Source organism: Limnohabitans sp., from assembly GCF_031538885.1.
Taxonomy (GTDB): Bacteria; Pseudomonadota; Gammaproteobacteria; order Burkholderiales; family Burkholderiaceae_C; genus Limnohabitans.
The window spans coordinates 18,991-32,893 of record NZ_JAVKLW010000069.1 but is presented as its reverse complement, the minus strand read 5'-3'; the positions used below and the strand labels follow the sequence as shown (position 1 = coordinate 32,893).

The 13,903-nt window shown below is 56.7% G+C and carries 14 protein-coding genes; all 14 read right to left on the bottom strand.

Annotated features, from left to right (window positions below; genetic code table 11):
* Positions 1-46: 46 nt before the first annotated feature.
* The 14 genes from RMS03_RS05575 to RMS03_RS05510 all read right to left on the bottom strand — a co-directional run bounded on the left by RMS03_RS05575 (position 47) and on the right by RMS03_RS05510 (position 13,871).
* On the bottom strand, positions 47-571 hold the full coding sequence (locus RMS03_RS05575) for a phosphoribosyltransferase (RefSeq protein WP_310626104.1): 525 nt from the start codon (positions 569-571) through the stop codon (positions 47-49).
* Between the two features lie 18 nt (positions 572-589).
* Positions 590-1,918, bottom strand: a complete 1,329-nt coding sequence (locus tag RMS03_RS05570; RefSeq protein WP_310626126.1) for an adenylosuccinate synthase — start codon at positions 1,916-1,918, stop codon at positions 590-592.
* 46 nt (positions 1,919-1,964) lie between these two features.
* A complete protein-coding gene (locus tag RMS03_RS05565; RefSeq protein WP_310626103.1) occupies positions 1,965-3,131 on the bottom strand; it encodes an ATP phosphoribosyltransferase regulatory subunit in 1,167 nt (388 codons plus the stop codon).
* A gap of 50 nt (positions 3,132-3,181) precedes the next feature.
* A complete protein-coding gene (locus tag RMS03_RS05560) occupies positions 3,182-3,376 on the bottom strand; it encodes a DUF2065 domain-containing protein (protein WP_310626102.1) in 195 nt (64 codons plus the stop codon).
* Between the two features lie 12 nt (positions 3,377-3,388).
* A complete protein-coding gene (hflC, locus tag RMS03_RS05555; RefSeq protein ID WP_310626101.1) occupies positions 3,389-4,297 on the bottom strand; it encodes a protease modulator HflC in 909 nt (302 codons plus the stop codon).
* 12 nt (positions 4,298-4,309) lie between these two features.
* On the bottom strand, positions 4,310-5,677 hold the full coding sequence (hflK, locus tag RMS03_RS05550) for an FtsH protease activity modulator HflK (protein WP_310626100.1): 1,368 nt from the start codon (positions 5,675-5,677) through the stop codon (positions 4,310-4,312).
* A 53-nt stretch (positions 5,678-5,730) separates the two neighbouring features.
* A complete protein-coding gene (gene hflX / locus RMS03_RS05545) occupies positions 5,731-6,897 on the bottom strand; it encodes a GTPase HflX (protein ID WP_310626099.1) in 1,167 nt (388 codons plus the stop codon).
* A gap of 67 nt (positions 6,898-6,964) precedes the next feature.
* On the bottom strand, positions 6,965-7,231 hold the full coding sequence (gene hfq / locus RMS03_RS05540; protein WP_104798699.1) for an RNA chaperone Hfq: 267 nt from the start codon (positions 7,229-7,231) through the stop codon (positions 6,965-6,967).
* A gap of 67 nt (positions 7,232-7,298) precedes the next feature.
* Complete coding sequence (gene der / locus RMS03_RS05535; RefSeq protein ID WP_310626098.1) at positions 7,299-8,645, bottom strand: ribosome biogenesis GTPase Der; 1,347 nt, start codon at positions 8,643-8,645, stop codon at positions 7,299-7,301.
* Positions 8,646-8,668: 23 nt separating this feature from the next.
* On the bottom strand, positions 8,669-9,820 hold the full coding sequence (gene bamB / locus RMS03_RS05530; protein WP_310626097.1) for an outer membrane protein assembly factor BamB: 1,152 nt from the start codon (positions 9,818-9,820) through the stop codon (positions 8,669-8,671).
* On the bottom strand, positions 9,817-10,488 hold the full coding sequence (locus tag RMS03_RS05525; RefSeq protein WP_310626096.1) for a tetratricopeptide repeat protein: 672 nt from the start codon (positions 10,486-10,488) through the stop codon (positions 9,817-9,819). Before RMS03_RS05525 ends, bamB begins: the two co-directional genes overlap by 4 nt.
* 79 nt (positions 10,489-10,567) lie before the next feature.
* The gene (gene hisS, locus RMS03_RS05520) at positions 10,568-11,827 is read right to left on the bottom strand and encodes a histidine--tRNA ligase (protein ID WP_310626125.1); all 1,260 of its coding nucleotides are present in this window, start codon (positions 11,825-11,827) and stop codon (positions 10,568-10,570) included.
* Positions 11,828-11,956: 129 nt separating this feature from the next.
* Positions 11,957-13,225 carry a flavodoxin-dependent (E)-4-hydroxy-3-methylbut-2-enyl-diphosphate synthase gene (ispG, locus tag RMS03_RS05515; RefSeq protein WP_310626095.1) on the bottom strand — a complete coding sequence of 423 codons (1,269 nt, stop codon included), beginning with the start codon at positions 13,223-13,225 and terminating at the stop codon, positions 11,957-11,959.
* On the bottom strand, positions 13,215-13,871 hold the full coding sequence (locus tag RMS03_RS05510) for a helix-turn-helix domain-containing protein (protein ID WP_310626094.1): 657 nt from the start codon (positions 13,869-13,871) through the stop codon (positions 13,215-13,217). The genes ispG and RMS03_RS05510 overlap by 11 nt, the downstream gene beginning before the upstream one ends.
* Positions 13,872-13,903 lie beyond the last annotated feature (32 nt).

Here is a 13,903-nt window from a genome sequence, read left to right as displayed (position 1 = left end):
ATTTTTAAAACCAGTCATCAGGACGAGTCGCCGTCAAGGGCTGAAGTTAAACCTTCCACTTCTCCAGCAAAGCCGCGGGTCGCATGTTGTCATACGGCTCGAACGGTTGATGAATCCAAGGGTTGGTGGGCAAGTAGTCCATCGAGTAATCAGGCGCAAACGCAGACACGCCCTTTGTCCAGATCACAGCGGTGCGCAACTCAGTGATGGGCGCATAGTTGTTTTTGAGCTGGTCCACCACGGCCTTCAAGGTGTGACCGGTGTCAGCCAAGTCATCCACCAACAGCACGCGGCCCGCGATTTCGCCTTTGGGTGTGGTGATGAAGCGGGCAATGTCCAAATGGCCTTGCACGGTACCGACATCGGCACGGTAGGAGCTGGTAGACATGATGGCCAAAGGCTTGTCAAAGATGCGCGACAAGATGTCGCCCGGGCGCATGCCGCCTCGTGCCAAGCACAGAATGGTGTCGAACTCCCAACCCGATTGGTGAATCTTGATGGCGAGTTTCTCAATCAGGTTGTGGTACTCGTCATACGACACGTACAGGTGTTTGCCGTCTTCAGTCAACATGGTTTGATCCTTTAAAAATTAAGCGATGTAGGGGTGGGTCAGCAAGATCGTGTGATCACGGTCTGGGCTGGTGGACACCATGTGGATGGGCACGCCCGTGGTTTCAGCGATGCGGTTCAGGTAGTGCTGGGCGGCCTTGGGCAGCTTGTTGTAGTCGGTCACACCCACGGTGCTGTCGGTCCAGCCGGGGATGGTTTCGTAGATGGGTTTGCAACGTGAAATCTCGTCGGCGCCCATGGGCAAGATATCGATCTTTTCGCCATCGAGTTCATAGCCCACGCACAACAGCAATTCGGTCAAACCGTCGAGCACGTCGAGCTTGGTGATGCACAGGCCGGTGAGGCCGTTGACTTGTGCGCTGCGCTTGAGCAAGGCCGCATCGAACCAGCCACAACGGCGCGAACGACCTGTCGTCACGCCTTTTTCAGCGCCCACCGTAGACATGTGGTAGCCGGGGTTGCCGGGCGTTTCCCAATCCAGCTCGGTGGGGAATGGGCCTCCGCCCACGCGTGTGCAATAGGCTTTGGTGATGCCCAAGATGTAGTGCAACAAGCCAGGGCCCACGCCTGCGCCCGCAGCAGCGTTGCCAGCGACGCAGTTGCTGGAGGTGACGAAGGGATAGGTGCCGTGGTCCACATCCAGCAAAGTGCCTTGTGCGCCCTCGAACAACAAGTTGGCACCCGCTTGGTGGGCCTCGTTCAGTTCGCGTGAGACGTCTGCCACCATCGGCAAAATTTCTTTGGCGTAGGCCATCGCTTCGTTATAAACGGTGTCGTAGTTCACGGCAGGTGCGTGCAAGATGTCAGTCAACACGTGGTTATGCAACTCGAGGTTTTCACGCAGTTTGGTGGCGAAGCGCTCGGGGTGCTTCAGGTCTTGCACGCGCAAAGCGCGGCGGGCAATTTTGTCTTCATAGGCAGGGCCAATGCCGCGGCCTGTGGTGCCGATCTTGGCGGTACCGGCTTTCTCTTTGGCAGCTTCACGGGCGATGTCAATCGCGGCGTGGTAAGGCAAGATCAAAGGGCAAGCTTCGCTGATGCGCAAGCGTGAACGCACTTCCACACCCGCCTTTTCGAGGCCCGCAATTTCTTCCAGCAACTTGGTGGCAGACAACACCACACCGTTGCCGATGTAGCACTTCACGCCCGGACGCATGATGCCGCTGGGAATCAAGTGCAAAGCGGTTTTTACGCCATTGATGACCAAGGTGTGGCCTGCGTTGTGACCGCCTTGGAAACGAACCACGCCCGTGGCGGTTTCGGTCAACCAATCGACCAACTTGCCTTTGCCTTCGTCACCCCATTGGGTGCCGACCACGACGACGTTACGGCCTTTGGTTGCAGCCACGGTTTGTCCTACGGGTTTACTCATATCAACTCGATTGCTTAAAAAATTAAAGGGCTTGACCGAAGGGAACAGCTTGCACTGCCCATTGGCCGGCGACTTCGATCAGTTCACGATCGCAGTCAAATTCATCGACTTCACTCTCGTGGCCCGGCATGATGCAGACCACGGTTTCACCCTTGGCACGCAAGGCGGCAATGGCTTCGCGCAGGCCTTGGGCCGTTCCCCAAGGTGCGCGGATGGCGGCTTTGAGGGGACGCACGGGCACCACACTGACCAATTCTTTCAGGTCCAAACTGAATCCTACGGCGGGCCGCTTGCGGCCAAACACCGCGCCCACCTCGTCGTAGCGACCGCCGCGCACCAAGGCATCACTGGCACCAGGCACAAAGATGGCAAAACGCACGCCGCTGTAGTAGGCGTAGCCGCGCAAGTCGGCCAAGTCAAAGGTGGTGGGCACACCACGCAAGTCAGTCGCAATTTGGCGCAATTCAGCCAAGGCTTGCACGACCACAGGCCATGCAGCAAATGCTTTTTCAGCTTGGTTCAGCACAGATGCATCGCCATACATGCTGACCAAAGCCAGCAAGGCTGTGCGCACATGAACGGGCAAATCTTTGGTCAGCGCTTGAACACCTGAAGTGTCTTTGGCCGCCAAGGCGCTGTGCAAAGCATCGCGGGTTTGAGCGGTTAAGGCCACACCGTCTAGCAAAGCGGGCACGATGCGGGCATCGCTCAAATCGACCGTGAATTGGTTGATGGACACAGCCTTGAGGCTGTCCAAGGCCAGATGCAGCACTTCAAGGTCTGCCTCGATGCCTGCATGGCCGTATATTTCAGCGCCAAACTGCAAGGGCTCACGGGTGGCAAAGGGGCGGTCTGGGCGTGTGTGCAGCACAGGGCCGCAGTAACACAGGCGCGTCACGCCCGCGCGGTTGAGCAAATGGGCGTCGATGCGGGCCACTTGCGGCGTGGTGTCAGCGCGCAGCCCTAGGGTTCGCCCTGAAAGTTGGTCGACTAATTTGAAGGTTTGCAAATCCAGTGCGCGCCCCGTGCCTGAGAGCAATGATTCAAGGTACTCAAGCAACGGTGGCATGACCAACTCGTAGCCATAGCCCCTTGCCGCGTCCAAATAAAGACGACGCAGCTCTTCGATGTGCCGGGCCTCAGAAGGCAGAACATCGGCGATGTGATCCGGCAGAACCCAAGCAGACATGAAATAAAGGGAGGCTGTTAAAACCGAGATTTTACAGGGCTTATCGCCTGCTAACTCAGCCACCACACCATCACGCAACCGATCAACACACAGACCAAACCAAAAAATCGGATTTGTCCGTCTTCGAGTACCAAGATTTGCGTCATCTTGTCGCGCCACCCTTTGGGGGAGACGAAGGGCACGAGGCCTTCAAAGACCAGCATCAACCCAAACGCAAGCCACAGCGTATGGCTGTCCAAGTTCATACAAGCTGCCTTTTACTTCTTGGATGCAGGTGCGCTGGTGCCACCGCTGCCACGCAGGGCTTTGAAGAAGTCGCTAGAGGGGTCGACTACCATCACGTCACTCTTTTTGCTGAACGTGGTTTTGTAGGCTTCCAAGCTGCGGTAGAACTGGGCAAAGTTGGCGTCACGTCCAAACGAGTCAGCATACAAACGAGCAGCTTCGGCATCGCCCTCACCTTTGATTTTTTGGGCTTCGCGATAGGCATTGGCTAAAGCGACTTCGCGTTGGCGGTCTGCATCAGCGCGGATTTTCTCGCCCTCCGCGGCGCCTGTAGAGCGCAACTCATTGGCCACGCGTTTGCGCTCGGCTTCCATGCGGCGGTAGACCGACTCGGTGATTGCATCCACGTAGTCAGAGCGTGTGATGCGCACATCGATCACATCCACACCCCAAGGCTTGGCGCCTTTGACCGCAGCCAACACTTCACGCTTGACGTTTTCCAGCAACTCCTCACGCTTGAGTGAGAGCAACTCTTTCACGGTGCGTTTGTTGATCTCTTCTTGAAATGCATTGCGTACCACGCGGGCGAGTTGAATCGCGCCTGCGTTTTCATCCAAGCCCACATTGCGAATGTATTGCGAAGGGTCGGTGATGCGCCAACGGGCATACCAGTCAATCACCACACGTTGTTTTTCAGCCGTGAGCATGGGCTCGGTGTCCGCGTTATCAAGGGTGAGCAAGCGCTTGTCGATGTAGCTCACGTTTTGAAAAGGTGGCGGCAGCTTGATGTTCAAGCCAGGCTCTGTGATGACGTTCTTGATTTGGCCAAAGGAATACACCACGCCAAACTGGCGTTGGTCCACGACAAACAGCGTCGAGCTGATCAGTGCCAAGACCACCAGCACCGAGGAAATATAAAAACCGATTTTGTTGCTTTTCATGTTCGTTCCCTATCAACGGCCATCACGGTCGCGTGAACGACCATCGCGTGCGCGGGCATCTGCCGCAGCCGCTGGGTTGGTGGTGATGTTTGCCGCGTTGTGTGCGGGGTCCGTCGGTGTTGCAGGTGCTGCACTGGTGGCTTGCTGGTGGCTCTGCTGAATGATTTTGTCCAGCGGCAAATACAACAAGTTGGAGCCTTGCTTGGTGTCCACCAAGACTTTGGTGGTGTTGCTGTAAATCTGCTGCATGGCGTCGATGTACAAACGGTCACGCATGACTTGCGGGGCTTTTTGATACTCACCCACCAAGGACTTGAAGCGTTGGGCATCGCCCTCGGCTTGCGCCACGATGCGGGCTTTGTAGCCATCGGCCTCTTGCTTCAAGCGCGAGGCTGCGCCCACGGCACGGGGCACCACATCGTTGGCATAGGCTTCGGCTTCATTCTTGGCGCGCTCGCGTTCTTGGCCAGCTTTGAGCACATCATCAAAGGCAGCTTGCACTTGCTCGGGTGGACGCACGCCACCTTGCTGCAAATTGATGCCGACCACTTCGACACCGACCTTGTATTGGTCAAGAATGGCCTGCATGATGGTGCGAATGCGGGGACCAATTTGGTCCCGCTCTTCGGACATGGCCGCATCCATCTTCATCTTGCCCACCACTTCACGCACGGCTGTTTCAGCAGCTTGCACGACGGTGTCAGTGGGGTTCTTGGTTTCGAACAAATAGGCCCGCGCATCCGTCAAACGATATTGCACGGCAAACTTGATTTCGAGGATGTTTTCGTCTTCCGTCAGCATGGCCGACTCGCGCAAGCCCGTGGATTTAACGATGGTGTCGCGTCCCACGTCGACCGAGCGAATTTGCGTGACAAACACCAGCTCGTGGCGCTGGAACGGGTAAGGCAAACGCCAATTAAAACCGGCACCGACCGTGGCGTGGTAACGGCCAAACTGCGTGATCACTGCTTGCTGGCCTTCTTGCACGATGAAAAAGCCCGTGCTCATCCAAATCGCCAAGACCACAGCACCGATCACGCCCACACCAAAGCGTGCCGCTTTGAAGTTGGGGCCTGTGGGGCCGCCGTTGTGACTAGGAGGCTCTGAGCCACCGTTTTTGCTGCCAAACAACCCTGTGAGCTTGGCGTTGAAGTCGCGCCATAACTCATCCAAATCAGGCGGCCCACCTGCGTTGGGGCGCGAAGGCGCAGCTTGCGGTTTTTTCTCGTCGCTGGACGCGGGTGGCTGTTGACTCCCATTGGGGTCAAACGTGGGATTGCCGTCTTTGTCTCGGCCCCAGCGACCATCGTTGAGGTTGAACATACCGCGCAGTCGTGCGCGCCAAGAGGTGGAGCTGACCGTGTGTGTGTTGGAGTTCATGCGTATCGTTGTTTTCTTCTCTGAAGTCTCGATTGTGCCTAATGAATCAGGTCTCATTCCAATTCCTGCGAATTCGCATGGTCTTCGGCTGGCATCTGGGCCACGGCCTCTTGTGCCAAAAACTCACGCAAGGCGGCCAAGCCCTCGCCTGTTTGGGCGCTGACAAAAAAGCGTGGCACGCTGTGGCCTTCCACGGTGTAGTGGTCGTGCAATTGGAGCGGGCGTGTCTCAGGGCTCATAGCGTCAAGTTTGTTGAGCACCAAGACTTGCGGGACATCAGCTGCGCCAATTTCGGCCAAGACTTTTTGCACCTCCGCCATTTGCTCGGGGTAATTGGGATTGGACGCATCCACCACGTGCATGAGCAGCGTGGCATCCGCCGCATCTTGCAAGGTAGCTTGAAAGGCATCAATCAAGCCGTGCGGCAAATCACGGATAAAGCCAACCGTGTCCGACAACGACACCGAACGGCCTGTGCCGTCTTGGTTGCCCAAGTAAAGCTGGCGAGTGGTGGTGTCTAGCGTGGCAAACAACTGATCTGCCGCATAGGCGCGGGCTTTGACCAAGGCATTGAACAAAGTGGACTTACCTGCGTTGGTATAGCCCACCAGCGAAATGGTGAATGCATCGCGGCGGTTGCGTTGGCGACGTTGGGTGCTGCGTTGCTTCTTGACCTTTTCAAGCCGCTCACGCGTGCGTTTGATGGCGTCGTTGATGATCCGGCGGTCCAACTCAATCTGGGTCTCACCGGGACCACCGCGCATACCGATACCGCCGCTTTGACGCTCCAAGTGCGACCAGCGACGCACCAAGCGCGTGCTGAGGTAATGCAGCTTGGCTAACTCAACTTGCAACTTGCCTTCGTGGCTGCGCGCACGCTGGGCAAAGATTTCCAAAATCAACAAGGTGCGGTCAATCACAGCCAGCCCCATGTGGCGTTCTAAGTTGCGTTGTTGTGCAGGGCTGAGGGACTGGTCAAACAAAATCTCCGAGGCTCCATGCATGAGGGCCAACGCTTTGATTTCATCGGCTTTGCCGCTGCCCACAAACAAGGCAGCATCTGGCGCTTTGCGTTTGCAGGTGATGCGTGCTACGGGTTTGAGGCCCGCCGTTTCAGCCAGTAGCCCTAGTTCTTCAAGCTCGCCATCGAAATGCGGCAAGCCAAAATCGACCCCCACCAAAATGGTGGTGCCAGCGGTGGGTTGAGAGGTGTCGTTCAAGCGGTCAGTCTAAAAAGGAGACGTAAAAAAAAGGGCTGAAACAGCCCTTTTCGCAGAGCGTTCAAGCTCAGACTTCAGGCGAACTGCCTGTACCGTCCGTGGGGTTGAAGTTGACAGCGCGGCCCGGCACGATGGTCGAGATGGCATGTTTGTAGACCATTTGCGTCACCGTGTTGCGCAGCAACACCACGTATTGGTCAAATGATTCGATTTGGCCTTGCAGCTTGATGCCGTTGACCAAATAAATGGACACTGGCACATGCTCGCGGCGCAGGATGTTCAAAAATGGGTCTTGCAACAGTTGGCCTTTGTTCTTTGAGTTGTCGGTGTTCACGATATTCTCTGTGTCTGCATAATTAAAAGAAATACCACGTTACCACAGAGTCAGAGGGCTTTTGAACTCAGTTATCTTTATCTGCGTAAGGGTTACTTGAGGTCTTCATCTCAATTCGCAAGGGGGTGCCTTCTAAATTAAAGGCCTTGCGAAAACGCCCTTCCAAGAACCGTTTGTAGGCCTCAGTTACATGCTCTAGCGAGTTGCCATGAATCACGATGATGGGTGGATTCATGCCCCCTTGATGGGCGTAACGCAGCTTGGGGCGATACATGCCACCGCGTTGGGGTGACTGAAACTGTACGGCCTCCAGCAACAAGCGCGTGAGCAAGGGTGTGGGCATCTTGCACATGGCCGCTTTGTGCGCTTGTGCAATCGCGCCCCACAACGGCCCCAAGCCTTGACGCTTCTTGGCCGAGATGAAGTGCATGGCAGCAAACTTCAAAAACGGCAAACGCGTCTCAATCGAGCGCATGAGCAATTCGCGTTGGTACGAATCCACCGCATCCCATTTGTTCACGGCAACCACCACAGCGCGACCGCTCTCCAAGATATAACCGGCAATGTGGGCATCTTGGTCGGTCACACCTTGGGTAGCGTCGAGTAACAGCAAAACAACATTGGCCGACTCAATCGCTTGCAGAGTTTTGACGACCGAGAACTTCTCAATCGCTTCAAACACCTTGCCCTTGCGACGCAAACCAGCGGTGTCGATGAGTTCAAACATCTGACCGTTACGTTCAAACGGCACGCTGATGGCGTCGCGTGTCGTGCCCGGCATGTCAAATGCCACCAAGCGCTCTTCGCCTAGCCACGTGTTGATGAGGGTCGATTTGCCCACGTTGGGGCGGCCCGCGACGGCCAGCTTGATGATGCCGTTGTCGGCATCGGCATCGGCGTCGTCGTCGTCGGGGTCTGCCAAATTCAAAGGTGCCAGAGCACTCGCCATCATGTCGCGGATGCCTTGACCGTGTGAGGCCGACACAGGCAACACCTCACCCAAGCCCAACTCGTAGAACTCCACCAACTGAGCGCCCTCTTTCATGCCCTCGGCTTTGTTGGCCACCAAAATAGTGGGCTTGCCCAAGCGACGCAGGTAGTTCGCAATGTCGTGGTCTTGGGCCGAGATGCCGCCACGGGCATCCACCACAAACACCACCACATCTGCCTCGGCCACGGCTTGCTGGGTTTGACGGGCCATTTCTTTGTAGATGCCTTTGTCGGCGGTCGGCTCAAAGCCACCCGTGTCGATGACGATGAATTCGTGCTTGTCAAAACGAGCGTTGCCGTAGTGACGGTCGCGGGTCAGTCCCGCGAAGTCGGCCACGATGGCATCACGCGATTTGGTCAAACGGTTGAACAACGTGGACTTGCCAACATTGGGGCGGCCCACCAGGGCCAATACGGGTTTCAAAACGGAATCCTTTAACTTCCCAATTACGGGATTTGGAGACCTGTCACGCGACCGTCGCGTGTGACCACCACATAGCGCTCACCAGCCAACACAGGGGCTGTTGCCAACGCTTCGCTGTCCAGCTTGATGCGGTTGAGCAACGCACCATCCGCCAGCGACAGCAGGTAGAGCCAGCCGCCGTTGTCGGCCACCAGCACACCACGCGGCGTCACCAAAGGTGCGCTCAAGATGCGGTATTTCAAGCGGTCGGTGTCCCACACGCGTTCGCCAGTGGTTCGGCTCCAAGCCTGCACCACGCCGTTCGACAAAGGCGTGACCAACAAAGTTTCGTTGCCACTGATACCGTTTTCGCCAGCCGAGGGGCGTGTCCACACGCTCTGCCCACGTTCCGCGTTCACGCAACCCACTGAGGTTTGAAAGGCACGCACACACACCACCTCACCCACACGGCTTGACGGGCTGACCAAATCGACCAAACGTTCAATGTCATTGATGCCGCGCGGCGTGGCAATGGCCGATTCCCAGCGAATCACGCCTGTATTGGGGTCGAGTGCGACCAAGCGACCAGACAACCCCACCAACAAGGTGTTTTTATAAGCCAACATGACGCCCGCTTGTTTGAGCACCAAAGGTTCGCCCGGACGTTGTTGCGTCCACAGTTGGCGGCCAGTGCTGCCATCAAACGCCATGACCGAGCGGTCAGCCGTGAGTACAAACACGCGTGCACCTGCAACCAAGGGCGGTGTGAAGGACTGTGCAGGCAAGCTCTTGCGCCATTGCACTTTGCCGTCTTGCAAGATGACGAGTTCGTTGCTGCGGGTGACCACCGCCACTTGCTGACCATCACTGCCCACACCGGCAGCGATGGCTTGGTCCAACGTTAAGCGCCACACGTCTTTGCCTGTCGTGGCATCCAGCACCGCGACCACGCCTTGGCTGTTCGCCAAAGCGATGCGGTCTTCGCGGGCAGACACAACCAACGGGAAATCAACCTTCCCGAGGGTCGCTATCCAACTGACATGCACGTCTTGCAAGACGGGGACACCGGGAATTTCAGTGGGTTTCGGGCGTGATGACCCCGCGCAAGCGGCAAGCGCGACACAGACGCCAGCCAAAACAAAGCGCACGCCACATACGCGCATCATGTTCGTCCAGCTGAGCGATGTGGTGTTCACTTTTTGCTCTCCACAACGGGTGCTTCTTCAGGGGCTGCGCCCAAGGCAGCCAACTTCACCGCCACCAAACGGCGGTACTCAGCGTTGGGCTCGAAGCCTTTCCACGCATTTTTGTAATGTTGCACAGCCTCGGCAGGTTGCGATTGCAACATGGCCAAGTCACCCAAACGGTCGGCCATCAAAGGCGCAAAGGCATCAGGCGTTTTGGCACTGAGTTGCTTGCGTGCCTCGTCGTAGGCTTTGTCATCGATCAGCAAGGAGGCCAAACGCAAACGGGTCAAGGCTTGGTAGCCCTCGTCGCTGGCTTTTTCGGCAACCCATGTGAGTTGCACTTTGGCATCGGCTTTACGGTTTTTATCCTGGTACACGCGCGCTGCCAGCAACGCAGCCTGTTGCGCGTAAGTGGTACTGGCGAACTTGTCTTTGATGTCTGTGACCGAGCGGTCGAGCAAGGCCATGTCAGACCCCATCGCGGCACGCTCTACCGTGTCGTACAAAGCGGCGGATTGCATGGCTTGCTTAGACGTATAGGACTGCCACCCCATCCAAGCGGCATAGCCACCCAACACGGCAATCAGTCCCCAGGTGATGAGGTCGCCCCAGCGCTTCCAAAAGTGCTTCAGCTCGTCAAGTTGTTCTTGTTCTTCAAGGTCGAGGTGGGATGCCATGGTGTCGTTGCTCAGCTAAAAAATGAAATGAATTGTAGGGTGCGACGTGTCAGACCGTGGTTTGAGGCTGGGCCGTGGTTTACGCCAGTTTCTCGGCTACGCGAGCAGCGACATCGGTCAAAGGTACCGTCGCTTGCGTACCCACACCATCACGCAAAGATTTGAGGGTCACTTCGCCTTGCGCTAGCTCATCCTCACCAAAAATCAAAGCCAACTGTGCGCCACTCGCGTCTGCTTTTTTGAACTGCGATTTCATGCTGCCCATGCCCTCGCCCGTGCCCTGCGCTGCGTGCATTTGCACAGACAAGCCTTGCGCACGCAAAGCTTGGATAGTTTGAAACACCACGGGCAAGGCAGCCGCATCGGGCACGATGGCATACACGTCAGGCCCCGCAGCTTGTGGCAAGGTGCCCTGCTCTTTGAGCAATTCCAGCACACGCTCTACACCCAGCGCCCAGCCCACGGCAGGGGCGGATTTACCACCCACTTGCTCAATCAGGTAGTCGTAGCGGCCACCACCGCAAATCGTGCCTTGCGAGCCCAAGCGATCGGTCACAAACTCAAACACCGTGAGGTTGTAGTAGTCCATGCCACGCACCAAGCGTGGGTTGATGCGGTAGCTCACGCCACTGGCATCCAAAATCGCGCGCACGGCGTTGAAGTGGGCCAACGAGGCTTCGCCTAAAAAGTCCATTAGCTTGGGCGCGGCTTCCACCAGCGCTTGCATAACTGGGTTCTTGGTGTCCAAGATGCGCAGCGGGTTGCTGTGCAAGCGGCGCTTAGCTTCTTCATCCAACACGTCGAGGTGTTGTTCCAAATGCGCAATCAATGCGATGCGATGCGCCGCACGTTCGTGGGGTTGCCCCAAACTATTGAGTTCCAAGCGCACATCTTGTAAGCCCAGCTCTTGCCATAACGTGGCTGCCAACACAATGAGTTCAGCATCGACTTCTGCGCCGGGAAAACCCAAAGCCTCTGCGCCGATTTGGTGGAACTGGCGATAGCGCCCACGTTGCGGGCGTTCGTGGCGAAACATCGGCCCCATGTAGTACAAGCGTTTGCCACCGTCGTAAAGCATGTTGTGCTCCACCACGGCGCGCACCACGCCAGCGGTCGCCTCTGGACGCAGTGTGAGTTGCTCGCCATTCAAGCGGTCTTCAAAGGAGTACATCTCCTTTTCCACAATGTCGGTCACCTCACCCAAACCACGCACAAACAAAGCCGTGGGCTCCACGATGGGGGTGCGTAAGTTGCGGTAGGCGTGTCGCGCCATCAGGCCGCGCACTTTGTCTTCCAACCATTCCCATTGGGCTGAGGTAGGTGGCAGCAAATCATTCATGCCTTTGACGGCCACAAGTGCTTGGGCTTTGCGAGGTTTAGCGGGGGGTATTGGGTTATCGGTCGTCACAGTAGATGGGCGCAGGCGTTAATAAGGACAAGACGTTCATGGGGCAAATGCAGCCCAGCTTCATGCACGTGGTGCAAAGCGTTTTTCAATGTAGTTTTCAACAATCTGGTGGAACTCTTGGGCAATGTTGTCACCACGCAAAGTCAGGGCTTTTTCGCCGTCGATGAACACGGGGGCTGCCTGTGCTTCGCCGTTGCCGGGCAAGCTGATGCCAATGTCTGCATGTTTGCTCTCGCCAGGACCGTTGACAATGCAGCCCATGACGGCCACTTTCAAGTCTTCCACACCTGGGTACTGCTTGCGCCACACCGGCATTTGGGCGCGCAAAAAGTCATCAATGGTTTTCGCCAACTCTTGGAAGGTGGTGCTGGTGGTACGGCCACAGCCGGGGCAAGCCGTCACACTGGGCACAAAGGTACGCAGGCCGAGGGCTTGCAAAATTTCAGAAGCAATCACCACCTCTTGTGTGCGCGCTTCACCAGGCTGCGGCGTCAATGAGACACGGATAGTGTCGCCAATCCCCTCTTGCAGCAAGATAGACAAAGCAGTGGTAGAGGCCACTGTGCCGCGTGTACCCATGCCTGCTTCAGTGAGCCCCAAGTGCAGCGGGTAGTTACAGCGTTGGGCAAGTTCGCGGTAGACCGCAATCAGGTCTTGGACGCCACTGACCTTGCAGCTCAGCAAAATTTGTTCAGGGGACATCCCCATGCTTTGCGCCAACTTGGCTGAATCAATTGCCGAGGTGATGAGGGCTTCGTACATCACTTGCTTGGCATCGAAGGGGTGCACACGTTGGGCGTTATCGTCCATCAGTTTGGCGAGCAACTCTTGGTCTAGGCTGCCCCAGTTCACACCAATTCGCACCGCTTTGTTGTAGCGCATGGCGACTTCAATCATCTGACCGAACTGTTTGTCGTGTTTATCGCCCTTGCCCACATTGCCAGGGTTGATGCGGTACTTGGACAAAGCTTGTGCGCAATCGGGGAATTCGGTGAGCAAGCGGTGGCCGTTGTAGTGGAAGTCACCAATCAATGGAACGTGGATGCCCATGCGGTCGAGTTGCTCGCGCACATGCGGCACAGCGGCGGCGGCTTCGGGCGTATTGACCGTGATACGGACCAACTCAGAACCCGCCAAGGCCAACTCTTTGATTTGAATGGCCGTACCAATCGCATCCACCGTGTCGGTGTTGGTCATGGACTGCACGCGCACAGGCGCATCCCCCCCCACGGTGACCACATGGTCGCCCCAAGTCACACGCGCTTGCAAACTGCGACGTGCTTTGGGTATTGACAAGGCAATCCCTTGCGTGGGGGTGTTAGCGGGCATCTGCGGCCTTGGGTGTGCTAGCAGCAGGTACAGCAGCCGTAACGGATTGGGCTGTTACGGCCGTTGAGTGAACCGTGGTCAACACCATATTGCTGGATTGGGTTTGCGCCTCTGGAGCAACCTCTTCAGAAGGCGGCAGGGTGACGACAGGCAAAGACACAGGGGGCTCAACCACATGGGTGGCAGGCTCTTCTTTAAAAACAAGCAAGGTGTGAATGTCAGGCCAAAAACCCAAGATCAACGCCAACGACAACACCACCAAAGCAGCCCAACGCATCGGCGTAAATAACCGTGCGACAACAAGGAAGCTGGACTGAGGCAAAAACGAAGGACGGTCCAGCGGAAAATCTAGCCCACGCTCGTTTTTAGTAGCCAAACGCGAGACATCTTGGCTCGGCAACAAGGCCAACACGGGCGAGGCATCAACATTCAAATGACGACAAACCGCCAAAGTCAAAGCACGGGCGAACACTGTGTCGGGCAACTCATCTAAACGGTCGGCCTCTAAGGCTTTGAGCTTGGCGGGTGAGACGCGCAGGACTTGCGCCAAAGCCTCCAGCTTGAGTCCACGGTTTTCACGGTGCTGGCGCAGCAATTCACCAGCAGTCACGCTAAGCGTTGTAGGTGTGTAGGTTTCTTCTGTCATCTGTCTTGAAGTTTTATCTAGGCGCTGAGCTT